22 protein-coding genes are annotated in these 26,998 nt (G+C 68.7%); 18 read left to right on the top strand and 4 right to left on the bottom strand.

From position 1 onward, the window contains the following. Positions 1-19 precede the first annotated feature (19 nt). The 5 genes from ABT129_RS10750 to ABT129_RS10730 all read left to right on the top strand — a co-directional run bounded on the left by ABT129_RS10750 (position 20) and on the right by ABT129_RS10730 (position 5,538). Complete coding sequence (locus ABT129_RS10750) at positions 20-748, top strand: ABC transporter ATP-binding protein (RefSeq protein WP_351899273.1); 729 nt, start codon at positions 20-22, stop codon at positions 746-748. 111 nt (positions 749-859) lie between these two features. After that, positions 860-3,406 (top strand): DUF4118 domain-containing protein, encoded by a 2,547-nt coding sequence (locus ABT129_RS10745; protein WP_351899272.1) that lies wholly within the window; start codon positions 860-862, stop codon positions 3,404-3,406. 248 nt (positions 3,407-3,654) lie between these two features. Further along, positions 3,655-4,341 (top strand): response regulator, encoded by a 687-nt coding sequence (locus ABT129_RS10740; protein ID WP_351899269.1) that lies wholly within the window; start codon positions 3,655-3,657, stop codon positions 4,339-4,341. Between the two features lie 57 nt (positions 4,342-4,398). Next, positions 4,399-4,797, top strand: coding sequence for an OB-fold nucleic acid binding domain-containing protein (locus ABT129_RS10735; protein WP_015036728.1), 399 nt, complete (start codon positions 4,399-4,401; stop codon positions 4,795-4,797). 3 nt (positions 4,798-4,800) lie between these two features. Further along, complete coding sequence (locus ABT129_RS10730; RefSeq protein ID WP_351899266.1) at positions 4,801-5,538, top strand: DUF3159 domain-containing protein; 738 nt, start codon at positions 4,801-4,803, stop codon at positions 5,536-5,538. Between the two features lie 81 nt (positions 5,539-5,619). Here the strand turns inward: ABT129_RS10730 and ABT129_RS10725 are convergent, their stop codons facing one another. Next, entirely contained in the window at positions 5,620-6,300 is a 681-nt protein-coding gene (locus tag ABT129_RS10725) for a potassium channel family protein (protein WP_351899265.1), read from the bottom strand. Then, positions 6,300-6,968 (bottom strand): potassium channel family protein, encoded by a 669-nt coding sequence (locus ABT129_RS10720; protein ID WP_189832557.1) that lies wholly within the window; start codon positions 6,966-6,968, stop codon positions 6,300-6,302. The genes ABT129_RS10725 and ABT129_RS10720 overlap by 1 nt, the downstream gene beginning before the upstream one ends. Positions 6,969-7,202: 234 nt before the next feature. On the opposite strand from ABT129_RS10720, the gene ABT129_RS10715 reads away from it, so the two are divergent. From ABT129_RS10715 to ABT129_RS10690, 6 genes are all read left to right on the top strand, one after another. Beyond that, positions 7,203-9,254, top strand: coding sequence for an APC family permease (locus tag ABT129_RS10715; protein WP_351899263.1), 2,052 nt, complete (start codon positions 7,203-7,205; stop codon positions 9,252-9,254). 99 nt (positions 9,255-9,353) lie between these two features. Then, positions 9,354-10,682, top strand: a complete 1,329-nt coding sequence (locus ABT129_RS10710; RefSeq protein WP_351899260.1) for a class I SAM-dependent RNA methyltransferase — start codon at positions 9,354-9,356, stop codon at positions 10,680-10,682. Between the two features lie 369 nt (positions 10,683-11,051). Further along, the gene (locus tag ABT129_RS10705) at positions 11,052-13,013 is read left to right on the top strand and encodes a protein kinase domain-containing protein (RefSeq protein WP_351899258.1); all 1,962 of its coding nucleotides are present in this window, start codon (positions 11,052-11,054) and stop codon (positions 13,011-13,013) included. 338 nt (positions 13,014-13,351) lie between these two features. Beyond that, on the top strand, positions 13,352-14,008 hold the full coding sequence (locus ABT129_RS10700) for a DUF6928 family protein (protein WP_351899256.1): 657 nt from the start codon (positions 13,352-13,354) through the stop codon (positions 14,006-14,008). A gap of 66 nt (positions 14,009-14,074) precedes the next feature. After that, a complete protein-coding gene (locus tag ABT129_RS10695) occupies positions 14,075-15,724 on the top strand; it encodes a restriction endonuclease fold toxin-2 domain-containing protein (protein WP_351899253.1) in 1,650 nt (549 codons plus the stop codon). A 14-nt stretch (positions 15,725-15,738) separates the two neighbouring features. Beyond that, positions 15,739-16,191, top strand: coding sequence for a hypothetical protein (locus ABT129_RS10690; protein WP_351899251.1), 453 nt, complete (start codon positions 15,739-15,741; stop codon positions 16,189-16,191). Between the two features lie 181 nt (positions 16,192-16,372). Here ABT129_RS10690 and ABT129_RS10685 read toward each other — a convergent pair whose 3' ends face one another. Beyond that, positions 16,373-16,660: a hypothetical protein gene (locus ABT129_RS10685; RefSeq protein ID WP_351899248.1), complete on the bottom strand. Its 288-nt coding sequence runs from the start codon at positions 16,658-16,660 to the stop codon at positions 16,373-16,375. Between the two features lie 184 nt (positions 16,661-16,844). Between ABT129_RS10685 and ABT129_RS10680 the strand changes: the two genes are divergently transcribed. From ABT129_RS10680 to ABT129_RS10650, 7 genes are all read left to right on the top strand, one after another. Then, on the top strand, positions 16,845-17,030 hold the full coding sequence (locus ABT129_RS10680) for a hypothetical protein (protein ID WP_351899246.1): 186 nt from the start codon (positions 16,845-16,847) through the stop codon (positions 17,028-17,030). Further along, a complete protein-coding gene (locus ABT129_RS10675; RefSeq protein ID WP_351899244.1) occupies positions 17,012-18,442 on the top strand; it encodes an N-6 DNA methylase in 1,431 nt (476 codons plus the stop codon). Before ABT129_RS10680 ends, ABT129_RS10675 begins: the two co-directional genes overlap by 19 nt. A 4-nt stretch (positions 18,443-18,446) precedes the next feature. Further along, positions 18,447-19,640 (top strand): restriction endonuclease subunit S domain-containing protein, encoded by a 1,194-nt coding sequence (locus ABT129_RS10670; protein WP_351899241.1) that lies wholly within the window; start codon positions 18,447-18,449, stop codon positions 19,638-19,640. Positions 19,641-19,669: 29 nt separating this feature from the next. Beyond that, positions 19,670-21,058 carry an N-6 DNA methylase gene (locus ABT129_RS10665; RefSeq protein WP_351899240.1) on the top strand — a complete coding sequence of 463 codons (1,389 nt, stop codon included), beginning with the start codon at positions 19,670-19,672 and terminating at the stop codon, positions 21,056-21,058. A 262-nt stretch (positions 21,059-21,320) separates the two neighbouring features. Next, positions 21,321-22,157, top strand: a complete 837-nt coding sequence (locus ABT129_RS10660) for a vWA domain-containing protein (RefSeq protein ID WP_351899238.1) — start codon at positions 21,321-21,323, stop codon at positions 22,155-22,157. Positions 22,158-22,174: 17 nt separating this feature from the next. Further along, complete coding sequence (locus ABT129_RS10655) at positions 22,175-23,014, top strand: hypothetical protein (RefSeq protein ID WP_351899235.1); 840 nt, start codon at positions 22,175-22,177, stop codon at positions 23,012-23,014. Positions 23,015-23,016: 2 nt separating this feature from the next. Beyond that, complete coding sequence (locus tag ABT129_RS10650) at positions 23,017-25,209, top strand: protein kinase family protein (RefSeq protein ID WP_351899233.1); 2,193 nt, start codon at positions 23,017-23,019, stop codon at positions 25,207-25,209. Between the two features lie 19 nt (positions 25,210-25,228). Here the strand turns inward: ABT129_RS10650 and ABT129_RS10645 are convergent, their stop codons facing one another. Next, on the bottom strand, positions 25,229-26,815 hold the full coding sequence (locus ABT129_RS10645) for a CBS domain-containing anti-phage protein (RefSeq protein ID WP_351899230.1): 1,587 nt from the start codon (positions 26,813-26,815) through the stop codon (positions 25,229-25,231). Positions 26,816-26,998: the final 183 nt, after the last annotated feature.

Below are 26,998 nucleotides of genomic sequence, written 5' to 3'. Positions count from 1 at the left end.
CGAGGAGGGGGAGCGCAGCGTGAGTGAGAGCAGCACGGGGTCCGCGACGGCCGTGGCCGAGGACCCGGCCGGCCGGCCGATGGTCCGCGTGACGGACCTGCGCCGTTCGTACGGCACGGGCGAAGCCGCCGTCCACGCCCTGCGCGGGGTCTCCTTCGACGTCCCGCGCGGCGAGCTCGTCGCGCTCAAGGGCCGCTCGGGCTCCGGCAAGACCACGCTGCTCAACCTCGTGGGCGGTCTCGACACCGCCGACGGGGGCACGATCGTCATCGACGGCGTCGACCTCTCCACCCTCGGTGAGAACGGTCTCCTGGAACTGCGCCGCGACCGGATCGGCTTCATCTTCCAGTCCTTCGGACTGCTCCCGATCCTCTCCGCCGCCGAGAACGTGGGCGTACCGATGCGGCTGCGCAAGGCCGACCCCAAGGAGCGCGAGGAGCGGGTGGCCCTCCTCCTCGGCCTGGTGGGCCTCGCGGACCAGGCGGCCCAGCGGCCCGGCGAGCTCTCCGGCGGTCAGCAGCAGCGCGTCGCCATCGCCCGCGCCCTCGCCAACAAGCCGGCCCTGCTGATAGCCGACGAGCCCACCGGCCAGCTGGACGCGGAGACCGGGCTCGCCGTGATGCAGCTGCTGCGCGCGGTGGTGCGCAGCGAGGGCTGCACGGCCCTGGTCGCCACCCACGACCCGCAGCTCCTGGGGCTGGCCGACCGGGTCCTGGAGCTGAGCGACGGCGAGATCATCGAGCACTGAGCACATCCCCCGGTCGGACAGGGGGCGGCGGCACATCAGAATCACGTCAAGACCGCCCCACCCCCCTCCCGACGTGCGGAATGTCCGATTGACTGGACGTATGGTCGTCCCATGGGACGCGGCAAGCTTCGGATCTACCTCGGCGCTGCGCCGGGCGTCGGCAAGACCTACGCGATGCTCTCGGAGGGGCACCGCCGGGTCGAGCGCGGCACGGACTGCGTCGTGGCGTTCGTGGAGCACCACGGGCGGCCGCGCACGGAGGTGATGCTGCACGGCCTGGAGCAGGTGCCGCGCCGCACCCTGGAGTACCGGGGGACCACCTTCACGGAGATGGACATCGACGCGGTCCTGGCCCGTCGTCCCGCCGTCGCCCTCGTCGACGAACTCGCCCACACGAACGTCCCCGGCTCCCGCAACCCCAAGCGGTGGCAGGACGTCGCCGAGCTGCTCGCGGCCGGCATCGACGTCGTCTCGACCGTCAACATCCAGCACCTGGAATCGCTCGGCGACGTCGTCGAGGCGATCACGGGCGTACGGCAGCGGGAGACCGTCCCCGACGAGGTCGTGCGCCGGGCGGACCAGATCGAGCTGGTCGACATGTCGCCCGAGGCGCTGCGGCGCCGGATGGCCCACGGCAACGTCTACACCTCGGACAAGGTCGACGCGGCCCTCTCCAACTACTTCCGCCCCGGCAACCTCACCGCCCTGCGCGAGCTGGCCCTGCTCTGGACCGCCGACCGGGTCGACGAGTACCTCCAGCAGTACCGGGGCGAGCACAACATCCGCTCCACCTGGCAGGCCCGCGAGCGCATCGTCGTCGGGCTGACCGGAGGCCCGGAGGGCCGCACGCTCATACGGCGCGCCACCCGTCTCGCGGAGAAGGGCGCCGGGGGCGAGGTCCTCGCCGTCTACATCGCCCGCAGCGACGGTCTCACCGCGGCCTCGCCGAAGGAGCTGGCGGTCCAGCGGACCCTCGTCGAGGACCTCGGCGGAACGTTCCACCACGTCATCGGCGACGACATACCCTCCGCGCTCCTGGAGTTCGCCCGCGGGGTCAACGCCACCCAGATCGTCCTCGGCTCCAGCCGCCGCCGCACCTGGCAGTACGTGCTGGGCCCCGGCGTCGGCCAGACCGTGGCCCGGGACTCCGGGACCGACCTCGACGTCCACATCGTCACCCACGGCGAGGTCGCCAAGGGACGCGGACTGCCGGTCGCCCGCGGCGCCCGCCTCGGCCGCTCCCGGATCATCAGCGGCTGGATGGTCGGCGTCGCCGGTCCCATCCTCCTCGCCCTGCTCCTCACCCATGTCGACGCCGACCTCGGTCTCGCCAACGACATGCTGCTCTTCCTCGCCCTGACCGTCGCCGCGGCCCTGCTCGGCGGGTTCCTGCCGGCGCTCGCCTCCGCGGCGGCCGGCTCCCTCCTCCTCAACTGGTTCTTCACCCCGCCCGTCCACCGCCTCACCATCGCCGACCCCAAGAACATCGTCGCCATAGCGGTCTTCCTCGGCGTCGCCATGTCGGTCGCCTCGGTGGTCGACCTGGCCGCCCGGCGCACCCACCAGGCCGCCCGGCTGCGCGCCGAGTCCGAGGTGCTCTCCTACCTCGCCGGCAGCGTGCTGCGCGGCGAGACCAGCCTCGACGCCCTGCTCGAACGGGTCCGCGAGACCTTCTCCATGGAGTCCGTCGCCCTCCTCGAACGGGAGAACGAGGTCGAGCCGTGGACCCGGGCGGCGAGCGTGGGACCCCACCCCGCGGCCCGGCCCGAGGAGGCGGACGTGGACATGCCGGTCGGCGACCGCCTGGCCCTCGCCCTCTCCGGCCGGGTGCTGCCCGCGGAGGACCGGCGCGTCCTCGGCGCCTTCGCCGCCCAGGCCGCCGTCGTCCTCGACCGGCAGCGGCTCGTCGGCGAGGCGGAGGTGGCCCGCAAGCTCGCCGAGGGCAACAAGATCCGCACCTCCCTGCTCGCCGCCGTCAGCCACGACCTGCGGACCCCGCTCGCGAGCATCAAGGCCTCCGTCTCCTCCCTCCGCTCCGACGACGTCGAATGGTCCGAGCAGGACCGCGCCGAACTCCTCGAAGGCATCGAGGCCGGCGCCGACCGCCTCGACCACCTCGTCGGCAACCTCCTCGACATGTCCCGCCTCCAGACCGGCACCGTCACCCCGCTGATCCGTACCGTCGACCTCGACGAGGTCGTCCCCATGGCCCTCGGGGGAGTGCCGGACGGCAGCGCGGAGCTCGACATCCCCGAGACGCTGCCGATGGTCGAGGTCGACAAGGGCCTCCTGGAGCGGGCCGTCGCCAACATCGTCGAGAACGCCGTCAAGTACAGCCCCGAGGACGTTCCCGTCGCCGTCGCCGCCAGCACCCTGGGGGACCGGGTCGAACTGAGGGTCGTGGACCGCGGTCCCGGCGTGCCCGACGAGGCCAAGGACGGCATCTTCGAGCCCTTCCAGCGCTTCGGCGACGCCCCTCGCGGCTCCGGCGTCGGCCTCGGCCTCGCGGTGGCCCGCGGCTTCGTCGAGGCCATGGGCGGGACGCTCGGCGCCGAGGACACCCCGGGCGGCGGCCTGACGATGGTGCTCACCCTGCGGGCCGCCCCGCGCGGGACCCCGCCGCCCGCCGCCGACCTCCCGGCCCACGCCGTGACCTGACCGGGGGCCGTGGTCGTACGGCCCCTTCCCCGCAGGTCCCGGACGGGCTCCCCGCTCCGGTGGCCGCCGCCCCCTCCGGGCCGTCGCCGTCGGTTCGGCGAGGTCCGGTCCGCCGCAGGTCCGCCGGAGGCCCCCCTCCGGGACCGCCCCCGGTACGGACGCGGTCCCGCTTCCCGTACCGCCCGCTCCCCCTCCCGTACCCTCTTGCTCCCGCCCGCACGGGCGACCGAAGAAGGAAGGCCCCCTCCATGACCCGGGTCCTCGTGGTCGACGACGAGCCGCAGATCGTCCGCGCGCTGGTGATCAACCTCAAGGCGCGGAAGTACGAGGTCGATGCCGCGCCCGACGGCGCCACCGCCCTCCGGCTCGCCGCCGAACGCCACCCCGACGTCGTCGTCCTCGACCTCGGCCTGCCCGACATGGACGGCGTCGAGGTCATCAAGGGCCTGCGCGGCTGGACGCGGGTGCCGATCCTGGTCCTCTCGGCCCGGCAGACCTCCGACGAGAAGGTCGAGGCGCTCGACGCGGGCGCCGACGACTACGTCACCAAGCCCTTCGGCATGGACGAGCTGCTCGCCCGGCTGCGCGCGGCCGTCCGGCGGGCCGAGCCGGTCGGCGGCGCCGAGGACGGGGTCGTGGTCGTCGAGACCGCGGGCTTCACCGTCGACCTGGCGGCGAAGAAGGTCCACCGCGAGGGCCGGGACGTCCGGCTCACCCCCACCGAGTGGCACCTCCTCGAAGTCCTCGTCCGCAACAGCGGCCGCCTGGTCAGCCAGAAGCAGCTGCTCCAGGAGGTCTGGGGACCCTCGTACGGCACGGAGACCAACTACCTCCGGGTGTACATGGCGCAGCTCCGGCGCAAGCTGGAGACCGACCCCTCCCACCCGCGCCATTTCGTCACCGAACCGGGCATGGGCTACCGCTTCGAACGGTGAACGGACGGCGCCTCCCGGGCCGGTCCCGGTGACAGCGGTGGCCGGTACGCTTTCTGTATGAGCGCTGCACCACGTACAGAGAAGCCGGCCGGTCGGTTCCGCCGGATGCTCGACCGGCTCTCCTCCTCCCCGGAGGACCTGGAGTCGGAGGAGCTCCAGGAGGACGCCGAAGCGTCGGGGTGCACGCGAATCAGCGACTGCTCCGACCGCCAGATAGTCAAGGTGACTGGTACCTTGCGCACGGTCACGTTGCGTCCTCGGGCCGGCGTGCCCGCGCTGGAGGCCGAACTCTTCGACGGCACGGCACCGCTCGACGTCGTATGGCTCGGCCGGCGCTCCATCGTGGGCATCGAACCGGGCCGCAAGCTGATCGCCTCCGGCCGGATCTCCATGAGCCACGGCCGGCGGGTCCTCTTCAACCCCAAATACGAGCTCCGACCGCTCGGACAGGAGTAGCCGGTGACGTCCCTCGACAAGCCGACCACCACGGACCAGGACGCCCAGGCCTCGAAGGAGGTCACCGAGGCCGCGCTGTTCGAGGCCTTCGGCGGCGTGCGGGGCATGGTCGAGACGGTCGTGCCCGGCCTGCTGTTCGTCACGATCTTCACGATCAACAAGAACCTGCACGTCTCGGCGATCGCCGCGCTCGCGGTCTCGCTGGTCCTGGTCGCCGTCCGGCTGATCCGCCGGGACACCGTCAAGCACGCCTTCAGCGGTGTCTTCGGCGTCGCCTTCGGTGTCGTCTTCGCGATGATGACGGGGAACGCCAAGGACTTCTACCTGCCGGGCATGCTGTACACCCTGGGCCTCGCCCTCGCGTACATCGTCACCGCGCTCGCCGGAGTGCCCCTGATCGGCCTGATCCTCGGCCCGGTCTTCAAGGAGAACCTCTCCTGGCGCACCCGCAACCCGGGCCGGAAGAAGGCGTACACGAAGGCGAGCTGGGCCTGGGGCCTGATCCTGCTCGGCAAGTGCGCGATCCTCTTCCCGATGTACTGGTGGGCCGACACGACCAAGTTCGGCTGGGTCCTCATCGCACTCAAGATCCCGCCGTTCCTGCTCGCGGTCTACCTCACCTGGGTCTTCCTCGCGAAGGCGCCGCCGCCGATCGACGTCTTCGCCGAGATGGAGGCCGAGGAGCGCGCCGAGAAGGAGCGCAAGGCAGCCGCCGCGGCGCGGAGCCACCCGGAGGCCTGAACCCCGTACCGGGGCAGCACGCGGGAGGGCCCGGACCTGTTCGTCAGGTCCGGGCCCTCCCGCGTGTCTCCCGCGCTGTGCTCAGGCCTCGGAGTCGGCCTCGCGGCGGACCTGCAGCAGGTCCTCCAGCTGCTCCTCGCGGGCCTGCGCGGCCACGAACAGCAGCTCGTCACCGGCCTCCAGCGTCTCCTCGGGGCTCGGCGTCAGCACCCGCGAACCGCGGATGATCGTCACCAGCGAGGTGTCCTGCGGCCAGGGAACGTCCCCGACGGAGGTGCCGGCGACCGCCGACTCCGGCGGGAGCGTCAGCTCGACCAGGTTCGCGTCGCCGTGGCTGAAGCGCAGCAGCCGGACCAGGTCGCCGACGCTCACCGCCTCCTCGACCAGGGCCGACATGAGGCGCGGCGTCGAGACGGCCACGTCCACACCCCAGGCCTCGTTGAACAGCCACTCGTTCTTCGGGTTGTTCACCCGGGCGACGACCCGCGGCACGCCGTACTCGGTCTTGGCGAGCAGCGAGACGACGAGGTTCACCTTGTCGTCACCGGTCGCCGCGATCACCACGTTGCAGCGCTGGAGCGCCGCCTCGTCGAGCGAGGTGATCTCACAGGCGTCGGCGAGCAGCCACTCCGCCTGCGGCACCCGCTCCACCGAGATGGCGGTCGGCGCCTTGTCGATGAGCAGGACCTCGTGCCCGTTCTCCAGGAGCTCGCCCGCGATGGAACGGCCCACCGCACCCGCGCCCGCAATAGCGACACGCATCAGTGACCGCCCTCCTCGGGACCCTCGGCGAAGGCCTCCTCGACCTTCGCGATCTCGTCCGTACGCATCATCACGTGCACCAGATCACCCTCCTGGAGCACCGTCTGCGAGGTGGGCAGAATCGCTTCGCCCAGCCGGGTGAGGAACGCGACACGCACACCGGTCTCCTCCTGGAGCCGGCTCACCTTGTGGCCGATCCAGGCCGGGGTCGTGTGGACCTCCGCGAGCTGCACACCACCGCTCGGGTCCCGCCACAGCGGCTCCGCGCCGGAGGGCAGCAGCCGCCGCAGCATCTGGTCGGCGGTCCAGCGGACCGTCGCGACGGTCGGGATGCCGAGACGCTGGTAGACCTCGGCGCGACGCGGGTCGTAGATCCGCGCCGCCACGTTCTCGATGCCGAACATCTCGCGCGCGACCCGCGCCGCGATGATGTTCGAGTTGTCGCCGCTGCTCACCGCGGCGAAGGCCCCCGCGTCCTCGATGCCGGCCTCACGCAGCGTGTCCTGGTCGAAGCCCACGCCCGTGACGCGCCGACCGCCGAAACCCGACCCCAGACGACGGAAAGCCGTCGGGTCCTGGTCAACCACGGCGACGGTGTGCCCCTGCTGCTCCAAGGTCTGCGCGAGAGCGGCTCCCACTCGCCCGCAGCCCATGATGACGATGTGCACGTCCCCTTACCCCGCACTCCTGATCGCCTTGCTGACCTGCGAAAACACCCTGCTCACAACTTTCCTCACCCGATGCGCCCGGGTCGCGGCGGGCAACACCCTGCCGGGTCACCCGGTCCGAGCTTAAGCGGCAACGCTGGCCGAGACCGCATCCGAGGTGGTACTGAGGGAGATTCGGTGCCGATCGGGGGTGCCGGTGCGCGTGGCTCTTTTCGAACGCTTACGATCCTCTCCGTGTCCAAACTGACCGACGTGCCCAAACGGATCCTGATCGGGCGGGCCCTGCGCAGCGACAAGCTCGGAGAGACCCTTCTCTCGAAGCGGATCGCCCTCCCCGTCTTCGCCTCCGACCCGCTGTCCTCGGTGGCGTACGCACCCGGGGAGGTGCTGCTCGTCCTGTCGATCGCGGGTCTGTCGGCGTACCACTTCAGCCCGTGGATCGCGCTGGCCGTCGTCGTCCTGATGTTCACGGTCGTCGCCTCCTACCGGCAGAACGTCCACGCCTACCCGAGCGGCGGCGGCGACTACGAGGTCGCCAACACCAACCTCGGCCCCAAGGCCGGACTCACCGTCGCCAGCGCCCTGCTCGTCGACTACGTCCTGACCGTCGCCGTGTCGATCTCCTCCGGGATCGAGAACCTCGGCTCGGCCGTCCCGTTCGTCGTCGAGCACAAGGTCCTCTGCGCGGTCGGCGTCATCGTGCTGCTCACGGTGATGAACCTGCGCGGGGTGAAGGAGTCGGGCAGCCTCTTCGCCATCCCGACGTACGTCTTCGTCGCCGGCGTCTTCCTGATGATCGCCTGGGGCGCGTACCGGGGGATCGTCCTCGACGAGACCATGCAGGCCCCCACCGCCGACTTCGAGATCAAGCCCGAGCACCAGGGCCTGGCCGGCTTCGCGCTCTTCTTCCTGCTGCTGCGCGCCTTCTCCTCCGGCTGCGCCGCCCTCACCGGCGTCGAGGCGATCTCCAACGGGGTCCCGGCCTTTCGCAAGCCCAAGTCCAAGAACGCGGCCACCACGCTCGCGCTCATGGGCGCGCTGGCCGTCACCATGTTCTGCGGCATCATCTTCCTGGCCCTCGCCACCGACGTACGGATGGCGGAGAAGCCCGCCCAGGACCTGCTCCTGAACGGTGTGCCGGTCGGCGACGGATACGTCCAGGACCCGGTCATCTCCCAGGTCGCCGCCGCCGTCTTCGGCGACGGGACGTTCTTGTTCGTCGTCCTCGCCGCCGCCACCGCGCTGGTCCTCTTCCTGGCCGCGAACACCGCGTACAACGGCTTCCCGCTCCTCGGCTCGATCCTCGCCCAGGACCGCTACCTGCCGCGCCAGCTGCACACCCGCGGCGACCGCCTCACCTTCTCCAACGGCATCGTGCTCCTCGCCGGCGCCGCCGCCCTCCTCGTCTGGGCCTACGGAGCCGACTCGACGAAGCTGATCCAGCTGTACATCGTCGGCGTCTTCGTCTCCTTCACCCTCAGCCAGACCGGCATGGTCCGGCACTGGAACCGGCACCTGAAGACCGAGAAGGACCCGGCCAAGCGCCGCCACATGATCCGCTCCCGCGCGATCAACGCCTTCGGCGCCTTCTTCACCGGCCTCGTCCTCGTCGTCGTCCTCGCCACCAAGTTCACCCACGGCGCCTGGGTCGCCCTGCTCGGCATGGTGATCTTCTACGGGACGATGTCCGCGATCCGCAGGCACTACGACTCCGTCTCCGCCGAGATCGCCGCCGCGGAGGAACGGCCCGACGAGTACGTACGCCCCTCCCGGGTCCGCTCCATCGTCCTCGTCTCCAAGCTCCACAAGCCCACGCTCCGCGCCCTGGCCTACGCCAAGCTCATGCACGCGAACGAGCTGGAGGCGCTGACCGTCAACGTCGACCCCGTCGAGACGAAGGCGCTCCGGGAGGAGTGGGAGCGGCGCGGCATCAACGTCCCGCTCAAGATCCTCGACTCGCCGTACCGCGAGATCACCCGCCCGGTGATCGAGTACGTCAAGAACATCCGCCGCGAGAGCCCGCGCGACGCCGTCTCCGTCTACATCCCCGAGTACGTCGTCGGCCACTGGTACGAGCACCTGCTGCACAACCAGAGCGCCCTGCGCCTCAAGGGCCGGCTGCTCTTCACCCCGGGCGTCATGGTGACCTCGGTCCCGTACCAGCTCCAGTCCTCCGAGGCCGCGAAGAAGCGGGCCAGGAAGCGCCAGGAGTGGACCGCGCCGGGCTCGGTCCGCCGCGGCCCGGTCGAGAAGGGCCACAAGGAGCCGACGGTGAAGAGCGGCTGAGAAGCCGCTCGCGGAGAACAACCGGACAAGAACAACTAGACTGGTGGGCTGCCGTCCGTACGGCAGCCCACCGCCACTTCCCCTTGGAGTCCCCCCACCATGCAGAACGCCCCTGTTTCGTCGTTGGTCGGGGAAGAGTACGAGGTCGAGGTCGGTCCGGTGGCCCACGGCGGCCACTGCATCGCCCGCACCGAGGAGGGCCGCGTCCTCTTCGTCCGCCACGCGCTGCCCGGCGAGAGGATCGTCGCCCGCGTCACCGAGGGCGAGGAGACCTCCCGCTTCCTGCGCGCCGACGCGATCACGATCCTCGACCCGTCCAAGGACCGCGTCGAGGCCCCGTGCCCGTTCGCGGGCCCGGGCAAGTGCGGCGGCTGCGACTGGCAGCACGCCAAGCCCGGCGCCCAGCGCCGCCTCAAGGGCGAGGTCATCGCGGAACAGCTCCAGCGCCTGGCCGGGCTCACCCCGGAGGAGGCCGGCTGGGACGGCACCGTCATGCCCGCCGAGGGCGACAAGCTCCCGCCGGGCGAGGTCCCGCAGTGGCGCACCCGCGTCCAGTACACGGTCGACGCCGACGGCAACGCGGGCCTGCGCAAGCACCGCTCGCACGACGTCGAGGTCATCGACCACTGCATGATCGCGGCGCAGGGCGTCTCGGAGCTCGGCATCGAGAAGCGCGACTGGGCGGGCATGGCCTCCGTCGAGGCCATCGCCGCCTCCGGCTCGAACGACCGCCAGGTCATCCTGACCCCGAAGCCCGGCGGCCGCCTCCCCCTGGTGGAACTGGACAAGCCGGTCTCCGTCCTGCGCGTCGACGAGAAGGACGGCGGCGTCCACCGCGTCCACGGCCGCGCCTTCGTCCGCGAGCGCGCCGACGAGCGCACCTACCGCGTCGGCAGCGGCGGCTTCTGGCAGATCCACCCGAAGGCCGCCCAGACCCTCATGCTCGCCGTCATGCAGGGCCTCACCCCCCGCAAGGGCGAGACGGCCCTCGACCTCTACTGCGGCGTCGGCCTCTTCGCGGGCGCCCTCGCCGACCGCGTCGGCGACCAGGGCGCGGTCCTCGGCATCGAGTCCGGCAAGCGCGCGGTGGAGGACGCCCGCCACAACCTGGCCGCCTTCCCGCGCGTCCGCATCGAACAGGGCAAGGTCGAGTCGGTCCTCCCGCGCACGGGCATCACCGAGGTCGACCTCATCGTCCTGGACCCCCCGCGCGCCGGCGCCGGCAAGCAGACCGTCCACCACCTCGCAAGCCTCGGCGCCCGCCGCATCGCCTACGTCGCCTGCGACCCGGCAGCCCTCGCCCGCGACCTCGCCTACTTCGCGGAACGCGGCTACAAGGTCCGGACACTGCGCGCGTTCGACCTGTTCCCGATGACGCATCATGTGGAGTGCGTCGCGATCCTGGAGCCGGTTAAGAAGGACGCCTGACCTGGGGTTTTGCCGGTGCGCGGTAGGTGCCGTGTGGGCGTTACGGGCGATATCTTGACGCTGAAGTGACGCTCGTTCTGATGGGTCGGCAGTCGATTGTCGGGGAGGGTCGGGCCGCGGCGCGCACCGATGAACAGACGCGCTGCGGCGAAAGAGACGGAGCACGGCGAGCGAGGCTCGTCGGCTCCGTTTCGCTCTTGTGCGCTCGATGAGGAAGTGTTGCCGACCATTGCCTGAGAAGGCGGTGCCTATCGCCTCGACGCGCGGCTAATATCCAGCTTTCAGGTACCGGCATGCGTCCGGCCTTTGGCTGCTGCACGTCTGAAGGAGATCGGAAGCCCGGTGAGCGGTGCTCGTTCTGGTGGGCGGGTGCTGGCTGCCCACCCCGGTGACCCCAAGCGCGTCGGCCCCTACCGGATCATCGGACGCCTCGGCTCAGGGGGCATGGGCACGGTGTTCGCCGGCCTCGACGCCGCCGGTCTGCGGGTCGCGGTCAAGGTCGTCCACCCTGCCCAGGCGGACGACGCGGAGTTCCGGGCGCGCTTCCGCCGAGAAGTCCAGCTCTCCGCCCGTGTCCAGGGCCCCTGCCTCATACCCCTGATCGCGGCTGACGCCGAAGCACCGTCACCGTGGCTGGCCACTGCCTATGCCCCAGGGCTCACCCTCGATCGGTACATCGCCGCGTACGGGCCGCTGGCCGGTGGAACCCTCTACGCCTTTGCTACGGGCACAGCCCAGGCCCTCGCGGCCATTCACGCCGCAGGTGTCGTCCACAGGGACGTCAAGCCGCAGAACGTCATCCTGACCCCGGTCGGTCCCCGAGTCCTGGACTTCGGCATCGCCCATGCCGCCGACGGCACATCCGTGACGCGCACCGGCATTCTGACCGGCACTCCTGGCTGGATCAGCCCTGAGCATTACCGCACCGGTACAACGGGTCCCGAGGGCGACATGTTCGTCTGGGGCGCCCTCGTAGCCTTCGCGGCCACGGGGCGCGCGCCCTTCGGTGGGGGAGCCCCTGACGCGGTCGCCTACCGGGTCATGTCCGGGGAGCCTGATCTGCGTGGCCTTCCTGGCGAACTCCACGCCATCGTGAGCAGTGCTCTTGCCAAGGAGCCGGGGGACCGAGCCACCGCGTGGGACGCCGCCGAGACGTGTGCCGTCCTCCTCGCAGCACAGGCCACACAGGTCGCGCCGACGGGTGCGGAGCCGACACTGGTGGGCGATCCCGTTGCTGCCCAGTGGGCCGTCTCCACTCTGGACGACCCGAACTGGAGACGTCCTGCCCTTTCCAGCAGACGACTCGTCGGCATCGCGGCGGCGGTGGGCACTGTCATAGGTGGCCTGGCGGGTGGAGTGCTGGCCCTGCAGCCCGACAAGACGGAGACGACTTCGACGAGTTCCCGTCCCCCCGCCAGCGCATCCCCCGGCATGACCGCCACCATGCCGGCTTCCGCTTCACCCGCAGCAAGCTCCCAGGCCGCGGTGGACGCCGCGTCATCCCCTACTCCTGCGAACGCGGACGAGGCGACGATCGCCACGTGGCGTGCGGCTCGTCGTGCCAAAGGAGAAGCGGAGATCGAGACCGAGGCCGCACTCGGGCATGCCCTCAGTTACGGCATGGGCGAGGACTACGACTACAGCGGTCAGTACGACGTGGGCTACGCCCCGTCCCGGAGAGAGCTCTACATAGCCATCAGTGGCCCGGCCTTGGAGTCACGCGTCGTGCAGGGAGTGGCCAAGAATGCCTGTCTCACCTTGCGCATGATGGCGGACATCTACAAGTCCCTTCCGTACGACGAGTACGTCCTGGTCGACACCACCACGTCCACGGCGCCGGCGATCGTGTGGGAGGACGACTTCCGCGCCAACACCGGCTGCATCACGCAGACCATCGACCGCACCGCCGCCGACCCCGGGCAGGAGCCGAGCTGGCACCCCACCGACGAAGGACTGGCCGCGGCCCAGATCCCCAGCGTCGACCAGCGCGAAATCAGAGTGGCAACCGAGGCGGTCCACCAGCTCTTTGCCGACTGGAACGCCAACTCCCGGCTGTTCGAAGACCCCCGCTACATCAGCGACGAGAACACCAGTATCGGCTTCGCTCCGCACGAAGGTGTGATGTACGTGTGGGCCACGAAGCCCGAGTGGGACCAGAGCACGCGAGCGGAGTGGGCAGAGGCCGCCGCCGGCGTTGCCTGCCGGACAGTTCTCGCGGAATCTCGCGCGGGGCAGGCATGGGGCTACGCCCAGTACGCGGTGGCAGTACTTGACGGCGCTGGAGGCACGGAGTTCCTTCGCTGGGGCACGGCCGGCAGCTGCACGAGCTGATTCGTCTCAGGCCGGCATCGTTGCGCTGGGTGGTGGTCAGCCGAGCCTGAGACGCCTGCGGCACTGCTGCCAGATGCTGAGCACGGGCCTTGGGCCTGCCCGGACCTGCGAGTTCCGTCCAGGCTCGCGTCGGAGTTCGGCGCGGTTCCAACTGTGGACCTCATGCTGATTGGAGTGCCGCGCGCTCCGCCGCCAAGTGCTTAGAAGATACTCGCGTGGGTGGGGGGCGAGGGGCGGCTTTGACCTCAGCGGGTGCGGCCGGTAGCCGGGCGCCGCCGAAAACTTCGGGCGTTTTCGGGACGGCTGGACTGTCGGTGGCTCCGGATAGCGTGCGGCGCATGGGAGCGAAGACGGCGCTGCTGGCGTACGCGGACGGAGATGTGGCCTCGGTGCTGAAGGCGGCGGCGGGTGAGCCGACAGTCGAGGACACGGCGGCGCTGATCGCCCGGGTCTTCCCGGGCTGTCGTGCGGAGTCGACGGAGGGTGAGGTCCTGGGGGAGGCGACGTACCCGCTGGACGGCCTCACGTACGCGGCGAGCTTCCCCGGCGTGGACCTGGTCTGCGACCGGCGCCTGACGTTCGACCGCCCATCGGAGCTGCCGGCGCACCTTCTTGAACCGGCAGCAGGACGCCGCGTGATCCTGCACGCGATGCACAGCGTCTCGGACTGGCTCGCCTTCGCGGTCTGGGAAGACGGCCGTCTGGTCCGCTCGCTGAGCCTCTCCCCGGGCGGCGGCATCGTGGAGAATACCGGCGACCCTTTCCCCTTCGAGACGCCGTACTGGGCGGGTGACCGGCCCGTGGAGCTCGACCCGGAGTGGGACGAGGAGCCGTACGCGCTGCCCTTCCACCCTCTGGAACTGGGCAACGAAGCCCTGCGCGCCTTCTTCGGCTTCCTTCTGGAAGGCCGACCCGCCCCCGACGACGTCGACCCGGATGCGGTGCCACTGCTCGGTTTCCGCCTGTTCGCCGACAGCAATGAGCCGAGCAGCTGACACCGCCCAGACGATGCCACACGCCTGAGATAGGTTGACGATTCACGTCTGCAAGGGGGTGCGACGGTGGCCGGTCTTGCTCCGGACGTCAAGTTCATCGCGGAGGGAATGATCCGCGGGTCCATGGGGCTTCTCGACACGATGCGGGGAGCACGTGACGCGGCCATTGCCGTCGGCCACGAACTGGCTCGACAACAGGGGATGGCAGGGGACGACGAGGCGGGGCGAGCCTTCGCCAAGGTGTACGTCTCGGCAGCCGCCGCGACGCTCGACAAGATGGGCTTCAGCTCCTACGTCCTTGGCGAGACGAGCAAGGGGCTGATGCGTAACGCCCGCGAGTTCATGGCCGAGGAGAGCCGACAGGTCTCTGCCTTCCTGGGACGGCAGGCCGACCTCACCGCAGGGATGGGCGACCCCGGCGCCGACTGCACCGAGAACTACCTCGGGCTGGGCCAGGAACTCCCCGAAGTCGTAGGGGAGACCGCCTGGTACGAGCAGTACGCCCCCGGCGGCGGCAGCGACCGCTTCCGTGGCTCGCCGGAGAAGATCCGGGGCGTCGCCGGCTCCTGGCGGCACGCCGGGGTACTCATGCAGCGCTTCCTGGAGGACGCGCAGGCGTACGCCCTCACCGCGAGCAAGGCACACTCCGGCGAGGCCGCCGACGCCTTCCAGACGTACGTCAAGCACAGCGTCGGCCTCACCTGCCCGCCGGCGAAGGCGGAGGAAGGCGAGCCGCTGGTGACGAACCTCGTCGCTGCCTGCACGCAGATAGCCAAGGCATGTGACCGGTACGCCGAGCACGTGGAGGCCGCCAAGGGGAAGATCGCCGAGCGCAAGCTGGACTTCTTCGCGGTCGACATGCCCTGGGAACAGCCGATGTTCGGCGGCAACGGATACGACGGCGGACTGCTCGACGCCGTACTAGGAGACTCCTGGATCCGGGACCTCGGCTCCGTGAGCCACGCACTGGACTCGTCCGCCGCCCGCATCAAGCTCCCCACCGCCGATCCGCCGACAGCGCCCGCCATCCCCGGACTCCCGCTCCTGCCGCCCCTCATCCCCGCGCCGATTCCCGTACCCGTCCCGATCGTCCTCGCCTCGTACACCGGGCAGGTCCCGGCGCTGGCTCCGATGATCAACCCTGTCGACCCGGGTATCTCCTTCGCCGACCCGATTCCACCGGTCCCAGGGACCACCCGTCTACTCACCGCGGCAGAGCAGCAGCAGTTCCGCACCTGGGCGAATACCCTCCGGCCCGGCGGCTTGGCCGGTGGCGGTGGCCCGGCGGCCCCGGACAACGCCTACCAGCTCCGCGTGGCCGGCTACCCCGAGCGGGAAGTGCCGCTGCTCGGGAGCAAGCGCGGGCTCATGGTGGACGGCATCCGCCCCCTCGACGGCCACCTCGTCGAGGCGAAGCACGTACGGGACCCGGACTGCACGAAGAAGAGCTTCCGCACACTCGACCGAGTCGAAGAGACGTTGACGAAGCCCGTCAAGATCAACAATCAGGGGAAGATCTCATGGGACCCCGTCGTCGACTCCATGTACGCGGGTGACGAGAAGGAACTCGTCCGCTACAAGCAGGCCATGGCCAACCCCGCCAACAGCGAGATCAGGGGCCTGGAGATCGTGACGAACGGCAGGGAAAACGCCGTCTACTGGCAGTCCATGATGGCGATGACGGGCACGCCCGGCTCGACGCGCTACGTCCCCTGAGAACAAGGAAGACCATGGTCACGGAACGAAACATCCGGACGAACTTCGCCTTCTATCCCCCCGAGGGGGACGGTGGAGCCTGGCACGCCACGCTGGACTCCCTGGAGCGGGCGCTGCGAGAGGCATTCCCCGACGCCACCATCGGGCACCGGCGGTCCGGCGTCCACGAGATGACGGTGTTGGACTTCGAGATCGAGCTGTCGCCGGACGTGTGGCTGGACGGCACCGCGGCCATCACCGAGCCCGACTACGCCTACATCACCCTCACCGACGTGACCGCGCACGAAGCCGGCGCGTTCGCCGTCTGGCTGCGTGACTCCTTCGCTCCAGCACCCAACCTCGTGTGCTTCGCCAGCAGCCTAGCCATGGCGAACGGGGAGGACACCCCCTCGCCGCTGCCAGTCGAAGGGGGCCGAGAAGACATCGGTGACCTGCTGCGCCGGCACCTCGACGCATTCGACCACTGACCGGCGGCCAATCAGGGGGACTGTCGCCTGTGCGACGTGGAGGTGGCCAGCGGGTGCAATGGAGGCCGTTCTGCCTCTGCCGGAGGCGACTTGTGCTGACACTGTCGGCGGGTGACCGCAGCGCGCCGCATCTCATTGGGCCAGCCCTGCCCACAACCGCGCGTCGGGCGCGCGCCGCGCTCTACGTAGAGGGCGAGCTGAGTATCTGCCTACCGGCATGGACGAGCTCGTTCTCCAGGTAGTCCATGATCACTTGGTGCGCCCGCCGCCCGTCGGGGTTCCGTGGTACGTCGAGAGCGGCCGGGCTGTTGCGGGGGTGCCGGTCCAGGAGGTTGGTGCTGTCGGGGAGGGCCACGACTATGGAGGCGAAACGGTGGTGGGGGAGCAGGACGCACAGGCGGCCGGGGAGCGGGTGCCAGACCAACGTGACGTGGAAGTCGCGGCCCTGGAGACGGTTGGCAGTATCCACTGGGATACCTGTGAGCCCCCGCGTCTCCAGCCACGATCAGAACACGCCTGCATCCCATCTGACCGGCGTGACGCTGACCTTTGCCCAAAACAAAAATTGCATGCTGCAGTAGATGCGCGCGCCTGCACGGCTACGTTCATCCCGTCAGAAGTTCTGCCGCTCAGATGGATCGAGGAGGCGTAGCGTGCAGCACAGAACGCTGCTGTTCATGACGATCGTTCAGACATCCATGATCATCGGCCTGTTGGCTGGCATCATCCAGTTTGCCGATGAGGGGCAGCTGGTGGGGGCGATCAAGTATGGAGGGTTGGGTTTCGGAGGCGCCATGGGGCTGGGGATCTCCGCGATCACGTGGCTGAAGCAGTCGTGACAGCACCATCAAGTTACGGCTCGCTGGAGTGGAAGGGCGTATGGCGCGCGCTGGATGCACTTTGCGCCGGCGTCGCGCCTGAAGTAGGTCACCAGCTCGCCTTCCAGGTGATCTTCCTGCGGTGTTGGCCGACACCGTTCGGGGTCGGCCTTGCCCGGATCTCAGGGCCTGCCGAACCGGCCCTGAGCAGCGTGTGGGCTCGCCTGGGCCTCCATCGGCCGGTCGGCCCGGGAGCGACGGGAGGGGCGCAGGCCCGCCGGTTGCACCCGAAGGCCGATCGCGCACTGGCCGCCCTGATTGCCGAGGTGGAACGGCTGGAGGAGACATCGGGTCTCTTCGATGCGTGCCTTGACCGGTATTCGTCCCGATTCGGTACTGGTGGGGACTACTACACACCACGCTCGCTGGCCAGGCTCATGGTCGGCCTGGCCGCACCACGGGCCGGGGACCGTGTACTGGACCCGGCCTGCGGAAGCGGCAGGCTCCTGATTGCTGCGGAGCAGTGGGCGCGCAAGCAGGATCACGGCACTGGTGTGCTGTCCCTTCACGGCAGGGACATCAGACCCGAGGCCCGTCGGGTCGCGGCAATGAACCTCATGCTCCACGGGCTGCACCACGATCTTGGAGAAGGCGCGATCGATAGCCTGCGCACCACCCCGGCCGACCTGCTCACCGATATCGTCCTTGTCAACCCGCCCCTGAACGTGAAGGACTGGCAAGGCGGGGAGTTGACCGAAGATCCGCGCTGGAGGCTGGGTACTCCGCCCAAAGGCAATGCCAACTTCGTCTGGGTGCAACACGTTCTGAACAGGCTTTCGTCCGAGGGACAGGCGGTCGTACTGCTTCCGGACAGCGCCACGAGGAGCCTCAGTACGGCGGAGACACGTATCCGTCGACGTTTGGTGGAGAGAGATTTGCTGGCCGGAGTGGTGGCCCTGCCGGCGCGCCTGTTCCCCCACACACGAACCGGCACGACCCTGTGGCTGTTCAGCAAGGACAAGAGGGCGAGTGGCCGGTGGGGCCGCAGATCCAGGGTGGGAGAGACTCTCTTTGTGGACGGGCGGCAACTGGGTGCGCGTAGTGGACGGTCGGCGCGTCGGCTCACGGACGAGAACATCGACCTGATCTGTTCCCTCTTCGCCAGCTGGCGCGGAATTTCCTCCGACGAGGACTGCAGTGAGCCCCGAGAGGTGAACTGGTGTCGCTCGGTGCGCCAGGACGACATCGCGCGACGCGGATACGACCTGGGCCCGGGTAGCTACGTGCAGACACCGATTGCAGCCCTCGGCCCAGCAGGGGCCGAGGGCCAGCACCGGTTCGCGAGGGACACTCTGTACGAGCACTTCGATCACACCGCGCGCATCAGCCAACGGCTTCGACACGTGTTGGGGACGGAGGATGGGTCATGGTGAGGCGATGAACTGGAGGGAAGAACCGGGAGACTTCGAGTCGGCCAGGTGGATCACCAGAGAGCTGGCTGGCATGCCTGGAGTGGAGTCGGTGACCTATGGCGTTGTGAGTCCCGGCAGACATGATCCGGCGGGAGTTCCCATGGTCCGTGCCCGCGACGTTGTGGAGGGGGCAGTCGACGACAGCGATCTCGCAAGGATCTCCCCCACCGTGGATGCGCAGAACCGTCGGACGGCGTTGCGGATGGACGATCTCCTGGTCGTGCTGGTCGGAAGAATTGGGGATACGGCAGTTGTAGCCCCGCGGCACGAGGGCTGGAACGTAGCCCGATCCGTCGCAGTCATCCGGTTCACCTCCGCGGGACTGGACCACGGCATCAACACGTGGATTCGCTGGTGGCTCGGCGCACCGGAAACTCGTGCTTTGCTCCGAGCGGGCTCCGCCGGTGCAGAGCACGCGACACTTCCTCTCGGCGATCTCAAGCAGCTTCCTGTCTCGTTGCCGCCGCGCCTCCTTCGTACGCGGATCCTGCGCACGATGGACCTCGCGCAACGGAAGCTTGCCCTCAACAGCCGGATCGTGGACTGCGCGACAGAACTCGCGGATGCGCACTTCAGCCGCCTTACGCAGGAGCGCGGCCGCGCCCGGCGGCCAGGTGTGGTGGTCGCCGATGTGGCTCGGGTGATCGGCGGGGCTCCCCGGTCCGACCCGGTCGAGGGCGCGGCAGCCCTCGCATGGGCATCGCCGAGGGAGGTACTGAACAGCGCGACAGCTCACCTGGAGCGAACAACGGAGATCACATGGGCCCCTATGGAGGCCGCTTGCGTTCCCGGGACACTGCTGGTTGCGCCCAGGCCGGGTGAAGTGAGGACGGTGGCAGCCGCGATCCCCGTCGTCCCGGGGCGTGGCATGCTGGCGATTCGCACCCACGATGAGGCGGACCGGATGTGGCTCTTGCACGAGCTGCGCTCCAGGAGCGGGGACCTGGTCACCGCAGTGCAAGGAGAGCAGGCGCGGGCGATGAGCCGGAAGAAATTCGCGGCGTTTCCCTTGTTCTGGCCGGCCGCGGAGGTACGGGAGCGATTCGCCCGTATCGCAGCCCCACTCCACGATCGGATCCTTGCCGCGCTCAGGGAAAGCCGAGCGCTCCAGGAACTGGTCGTGTCGGAGATGACCATGCGTCCGGATGGTGAGAGATGACGGGCGCCCCGGCAACCGGCGAGCAGCCGATGGCAGCCATCGACCTGTTGCGGAAGGCCGTGGACATCCTGCGCGGCACTGTGGACGAGGCGGGATACAAGAGCATCGTTCTGACGTTGCTGTACCTCCATGTGGTGTCCTCGGAATTCAAGCAGTGGGACCCCCCTTCTGAGCGCGTCCGGAATCCTGATCAGGATCCTGTGGCAGTGCTCGATGAGATGATCGACGCCGTAAGGCGCACCCGTCGCGATTTCGCCGAGGTGTTTCCATCTGCCAGTGCACTCCTCAGGGGTCTGGAGCGCCGACGCATCACGGAACTCTTCACGATCCTCGCAGACAGCCGGGGCGCCGCAGTGTACGAGGACCTTCTCGCTGAGTTCGCCCGCTTTGAAGGGAGGAAGGGCGGAGATTTCCACACTCCGAGGAGCGTAGCGCGACTCCTCGTCGAGGCGTTGCAGCCACAGCAAGGGCGGGTGTACGACCCATGCTGTGGTTCTGGCGGGATGTTGGTGCAGGCGGCAAGGTTCGCGGCGGAGCGTGGGGGAGACCCGGCTGCTGATCTGGCCTGCTACGGGCAGGAGATCAACGTCCAGAGCTGGCGGCTCGGGCGGATGAACGTCGACATACAAGGACAGCTCCCGGTGGAGCTGGGCTGCGCCGACACGCTCGCCCGGGACCTGTGGCCGTCGCTCAAGGCGGACATCGTGCTGGCCAACCCGCCTTTCAACATGTCGGATTGGGCGAACCGGACCTCGGATCCGCGATGGCGGTACGGCACTCCACCGTCCGCCAACGCGAACTTCGCCTGGTTGCAACACACAGTCGACAAGCTGAGCGATCGTGGCAGTGCAGGCGTCGTGCTGGCGAACGGTTCGGTGTCGTCGAAGCAGAGGGGCGAGGGCGAGATCCGCACGGCGATGGTGGAGGACGATTTGATCGCGTGCATCGTGGCGCTACCTGCCCAGCTGTTCAACTCCACCTCGATCCCGGCCTGCGTTTGGTTTCTGACAAAGGACAAGTCGTCGCAGGGCTCGCGTGGGCTGACTGATCGACGGGGCCAGACGCTGTTCATCGATGCACGTGCCATGGGTGAGTTGACCGGGCGGTCACATCGTCTGCTGACGGCTGGGGAGTTGTCCGAGATTGCCGGTGCCTACCGCGCCTGGCGCGGTACCGGTCGCCGTGAGCAGGAGTACAAGGATGTGCCGGGCTTCTGTCAGACCGCAACGCTCGAGGAAATCCGGGAGAACCAGCACATCCTCGCACCCGGACGGTACGTCGGCGCAGCGGATGTCGATCGGGAGCGAGGCTGGGGCCAGCCCGACGATCGCCTGGACGTGCTGACCAAGGAGCTGATTGAACTCCTGGACAAATCTGATCACCTGACGAAAAGGCTGCGTAAGCACCTGGATGCATGAACCACTCCACCTCGGTGATGCCCCCACGAACGAGCGGGTGCGCCGTGTGAGGAATTGGCGCCGGGCTGACTCCGGGGCGACGCAGTGCGAAGGCCTCGGAGAGGCCACTTTCGCCATGTGCGCCCACACGCCGAACGGCTCGAACTACGATGGAGGCGGGGGGACTCGGGGTCCTGATGTGCGCGCCGGCGTCCGGAACGCCAGCATGTCGTGTGAGCTCCTCTGACGACCGACCTCTTTCGCAGTTCGCCAGGAGCGCAACGTGCCGTACACGGCCGAGATCAGCCGCAGCAACCCGACGAGCATCATCTTCCTCGTCGATCAGTCGACTTCCATGAGCGATCCGATCGGCGGTGAAGTCCCGCAGCAGAAGGCTGACGTCGTCGCCGACGCCATCAACCGACTCCTCACTGAGCTCTCGGTCAAGTGCGCGAAGGAGGAGGGGGTGCGTGACTACTTCCATGTCGCTGTCATCGGCTACGGGGCCACCGTCGGCTCGGCGTTCGCAGGCTCGCTCGCCGGCCGGGACATCGTTCCCCTCAGTGAGGTGGCGGACCATCCCGCCCGCGTTGACGAGCGCAGCAAGAAGGTGCCCGACGGAGCCGGAGGTCTGGTGGAGACCACCGTCAACTTCCCCCTGTGGATGGACCCGGTCGCCCACGGCGGAACCCCGATGAACCGCGCTCTGCAGTACGCGGAGAGCCTCGTCTCCGGCTGGACCGAGCGCTATCCGGCCGGCTTCCCTCCGATCGTTATCAATCTGACGGACGGTGAGTCGACCGACGGCGACCCCACAGCAGCCGCCGACGCCATCACTTCCCATGCCACGGCGGATGGTGCGGCGCTCCTGTTCAATCTGCACGTCTCCGCCTCGGGCGGATCACCGACTGCATTCCCTGACACCGCCGATGGTCTTCCCGACAGTTACGCCCGCACCCTCTTCTCCATGTCGAGCCCCCTGCCCAGCCACATGCGTTCGTACGCCGCCTCTCAGGGGCAAAGGGTCAGCGAGACCACCCGCGGCTTCGTCTACAACGCGGACATCACCACGGTCGTCCAGTTCCTCGACATCGGCACCCGCGCCACCGAACTTCGGTGACGCGTCCACCCTCCTGCGTGTACGTCACACATCTCGTAGTCTCCAAAGCCGGCAGCACGGCGGCGGAATGCGAGGACGCCGTCGCCGTGCTGCCGAGCCGGTCACACGACGACATGCTGCGGGAACCGCTTACCGCGGCAATCTGTGACGGGGCGACGGAGAGCGCTCTGGCCAAGGACTGGGCTCGGCTGCTTTCGCGCGTGGCAGTCGAACGTGCCATGGAGCAGCCGGACGTGCTGGCCGGCGGGGCCGCCTTCGAGGAATTCGCTTCGTCGGCCGTGGCTCAGTGGGACCCCTGGCTCGCGCAGTACACGCAGGCGCGAGTTGCGGAAGGGCGCCCATTGAAGTGGTATGAGAACACCAAGCTTGCCGAAGGCGCCTACGCGACACTGCTCACTCTGCGAATCGACCCGGTCCCCAGTAGTGAAGCAGGTACTGACATCGAGGTGGCCGAGCCGGCATGGCAGTGGCGTGCCGCCGCTCTGGGGGACAGCTGTCTGTTCCACTTGCGTGACGACCGGCTCGTGGAGGCGTTCCCGGTGACGGCCGCCGAGGAGTTCGGCACGGTCCCTGACCTCTTCGGCAGCCGTAACCGTGATGTGGGGCTGCTGGCGCGCCGTACTCGGTTCACCGAAGGCTGGTCCCGGCCCGGTGACCGGCTGTTCCTGATGACGGACGCGTTGGCTGCGTGGTTCCTGGCGACGTCCGACCGTGACATAGCCGTACGTCAGTTGTTGGAATTCTCCGGACCCGACGACCTGAGCGCGTTTGCGGAGTGGCTGGACGGTCTTCGGGAGTCGCGGCAGTTGCGCAACGACGATGTGGCGATCGTGCGGGTCGACTTCGAAGGGCGGTGAACGTGAGCTCGAACACTGTTCCGCAGTTTCCCAGCGGTGCCGCCTATGCAGAGGCGCTGCAGCACACGCATCTCTGTTTCCGGCATCCAGAACTCAAGGGTGCCAGACCCGAGCTGACCAAGCTAGGTCTGCCTCGCGCCATCTCGGGAGCCTTCGCCAGCGTTTTCTCGCTGACCTCTGCCACTTCCGGGCAGCGGTACGCGGTCAAGTGCTTCACTCGCCATGTTCCCGACCAGGAGCGTCGCTACCAGGCCATCAGCGCTCGACTCGCGCAGCTGGACCCGGCCGAACTCTCCCAACCGTGGAAACTCGGATTCGAGTACCTGCCCGATGCGATCAGCGTCGGCCAGGATCGTTATCCGGTCCTGAAGATGGAGTGGATAGACGCCGTCACCCTGTCTTCCTGGCTCGACGACAACTACATGGACAGCTTCGCCGTCACTCGTCTGGCCGACCGGTTTGAGGCATTGACCCGCGACCTGTCGGCCCACGAGATCGCCCACGGTGATCTCCAGCACGGCAATCTGCTTGTCGCGAGCGACGACACGTTCCGCCTGGTCGACTATGACGGCATGTACGTGCCGGGGCTGGCCGGCTTGGGGGGAACCGAGCGCGGCCACCGCAACTACCAGTCGCCGATGCGCGGGAACGACGACTTCGGGGCGATGCTGGACCGGTTCTCGACGTGGGTCATCTTCCTGTCGCTCAAGGCGGTCGCCGCCGATCCCGCATTGTGGAACCGGCTCCATGAACCGCAGGGCGAGTCTCTTCTTCTCACCGAGGACGACTTCAAGAGTCCGGCAGGCTCCACGGGGCTGCGGACACTCCTCGCCCATCAGGACCGGACGGTGAGTGGTCTCGCAGACCAGGTGAGATCCCTGGCCTTCCAGCCGCTGGACCTGTTGCCGCCGCTGGCGCAGGCAGTCCTCCCCAAGCAGCGGGTCTCCCCTGCGTCAATGACTCCGGCGTCGCCCACCCCCACGGCCGCTCCCGGTGCGAGCGGACTCCCTGGTTGGATGGCGGGACACGTCTCCCGGCAGGCCACGCCACCGCTGGTTGCGCCCATCACGTCTCCGGACCGTTTCCGTTCCGGGACGTTGCTCGATGTCGTCGCGGCCGTGCTCTGGCCGCTGGCGCTGGCTGCGGCCGTGCTACTGGTCGTCCTAGGATTCCCGACGCCACTTATCGCGGGCGTGGCACCCGCCATCGTTGCTGCTGCTCCCCTCGTCCTCGCCGCTGTCGCCACCGCATTCGCCCGGAGCCGTCGTGTGGAGCGGGCACAGTCACGGGAGGCCCTGGCCACCCTGACGAACGAGTTGAACCGACTCGAGAACCCAGTGAAGGCAGCAGAGAAGCTGCGCAAGGACCAGGCGAAGTTCGACGCGGCGCAGGCCGACCGGAATGCCGCCTATCCACGGGCTCAGGACAAGCTCACTGCTCAATACCACGGCGAGCTCAAGGAGGCCGAGAAACGCAATATCCGCAAACAGCGCGACATCGACAAGAAGATCGACGGACTCGCGGAAGAACTCCGGACCGCCTTGACCAAGGCGCTCGCCGACAAGCAGTCCGCGTTCGTCCGGGACCAGCTCGGCCGCCGGTTGATCGCGAAATCCCCACCGCACGGCATCGGGCCGAAGCTCGTCGCCCGTCTTGCCGCGATGGGCGTCACGACCGCAGCCGACTTCACGGGATACCGTGCCGTGCAGAACAGCGCCTACAACAACACGAGCGCCGTCATTGTGCTGAGTGGCGGCCGCTTGATCCATGTCCCGGGTATCGGTGAAGCCAAGGCCAGGACCCTCGACGAATGGCGGAAGCACGTGCTCGCGTCGGCCGTCGCCAGACAGCCCGCCGCCCTCGACGCCGGGGAGAGAAGGTCGATCGAGCAGGGCAATGCCCGTCGTCGGGAGCAGCTCACCGTTCAGCGCAAGGCCGTGGAGTCAGAAGCAGATGCCATGCGCGAACAGGCACGGAAGCGGCTGGAGAACAGCCAGGCGCGGCTGGCAAGGGAGAACACCGCGGCAGGCGACCGGGCCCGGCAACAGCGGCAGGAGTTCAGTCGCCGTACAGTCGCCGTCCAGCAGAACAGCGATCTCCACGGAACATTGAGCGCCGCGGTGGGGGAGGCCAAGCTCCGGCGACGCGGGCTGTCGTACCGGCGCTATCTGCACTTCCTTTACACCGGTCGCTGAGCCCGCGCCGTCTTCGCCGTCAGCCCTGCGGATCCATGGAGCGCAGCAGCTCAAGAAGACCCTGAGCCGGGCGCAGTTGGTCATCCGTGACAGGGTCAGGGCTGAAGTGCATCAGGCTGTTGCGGAAGTTCCGGCACTCCTCCAGAGCGGAGAGGAAATGCTGCTGGTCGATGCCCCAACCCAGCGCGGACCAGTTTTCGGCCACCTTGAACAGGTGTCCGTACGCACCGAACGTCAGGTTGGCGGCGGAGTTCACGCGGGAGGCGCGGTGCCTGGGCACGGCGGCCCGAATGCGGTCGATCGGAATGCTGCGGTCGACGATTCGGCGCAGGCGCTGCTCGATCTCCTCCACGAGGACGAAGGGGCGCACGCGGATGCCGAACTGGACCGTCAGGTCGGAGTCGGTGATCAGACCGCACACCTTGTGGTCGTGATCGCGTACGAGGACGTAGCCGGACTTCTGGATGGTCACGATCCAGTCGAGCAGGTCATCGGACCGGTCGGCTTCCTGAGCCCGGACCGTCGCGGCCGCGAGATCGGCCCGGGGATCAGCCATGCGGGCGCGCCCGATGGACTCCCAGCTGACCACTCCGCGCAGCCGTCCGTCCACGTCGAGTACGGGCAGCTGACTGTAGTCGCGGAGCACCATGAGCGTCATCGCGGTACCGAGGCTGTCCCCGACTCGTACGGACTCGGGCATGCGATTGGCCGAATCGAGGTTGCTCACCCGGTACGCGACGGTCCGCGCCCGGGCATCCTCGTCAGACAGGTGCCCGGCGGCGTCCGCCGCACTCTGGACCACGGCCGAAAGGCTGGTCGTGCCGGTAAGTCGGGTGACGGCACTCGTCCCTGCCTCGTCCGGCTCGGCGCCGCCCGCCAGAACCGCGATCTGGCTCTCGAGGCTGCCTTCCGTAAAGGGTGGAACGGTGACGAGCCCGCGGGCGTCCAGGTCGCTCTGGACCTGCTCGACCACCGCCGGGTAGCGGCGCTGCACTCCCCAGACGGCGAGGAAGTCCCGGATCGACAGGGTGAGCGGCTCGGCGGCGCTCCGTCGACGCACCTCCTCGAAGAGCTTCGCCGGCTCGGTGAGGGTGGCGGCGAACTCGTCGGCGTCAGGACGGCCGGGGTCCGCTTTACCCTCGGCGAGGGCGGCGATGCGTTCGGCCGCCCCGAACCTGCTGAGTTCGAAGACCGTGAGCAAGGACCCCATGCTGTCCAGGAGGTCGGACTGGATCACCTGCCGATCGATGTCCTTGAGGACCCATTCGACCCGCCGGACATGACGGATTCCGTCGACGGCGTGGGGGCGGTGCTCGTATCCCCCCGATACCCGGCCGACTGCCACGAGCAGCGACTTGAGGGGGAGGACGACGAGGTCTCCGGGCTGTATCTCGTGGACGAAACGGAACAGCTGTCCGGTCCAGTTCCCGACCGTGTAGGGGCCCTCGTCGGGGTAGGCGGCGGCCACGGCCGCCTTGATGTCGTCCCGTGCGGTGGTGCCGGTCAAGTCCCCCAGCTCCCACCATCCGGCGATCAGGATCCCCTCTTCCAGGGCGGCCTGCTCCCGCTCGCCGTTCTCCCCCGCGCGTACGACCCAGGCCCGCATGCGGCCCCTCTCCGAGTGACAGACGATCGCCGTGATCGCGTGCCGCGACTTTAGGACAGGTTCGGCCCGTCGACGGCGGCCGGGAGCGCTTTTCCGTCACCTTGCCCGGCGGCGGAGCGGCGTCTGCGGGCATCCGCGGAGTGCGCTGAGGCGGCCGCCCCTAGACTGATCGACAGCCGTGCG

This window comes from Streptomyces sp. NPDC002057 (genome assembly GCF_040296665.1).
In the GTDB taxonomy this organism is placed as follows: Bacteria; Actinomycetota; Actinomycetes; order Streptomycetales; family Streptomycetaceae; genus Streptomyces.
Note: the sequence above shows the minus strand (reverse complement) of the source record. Positions and strands in the feature narration are given on the sequence as shown.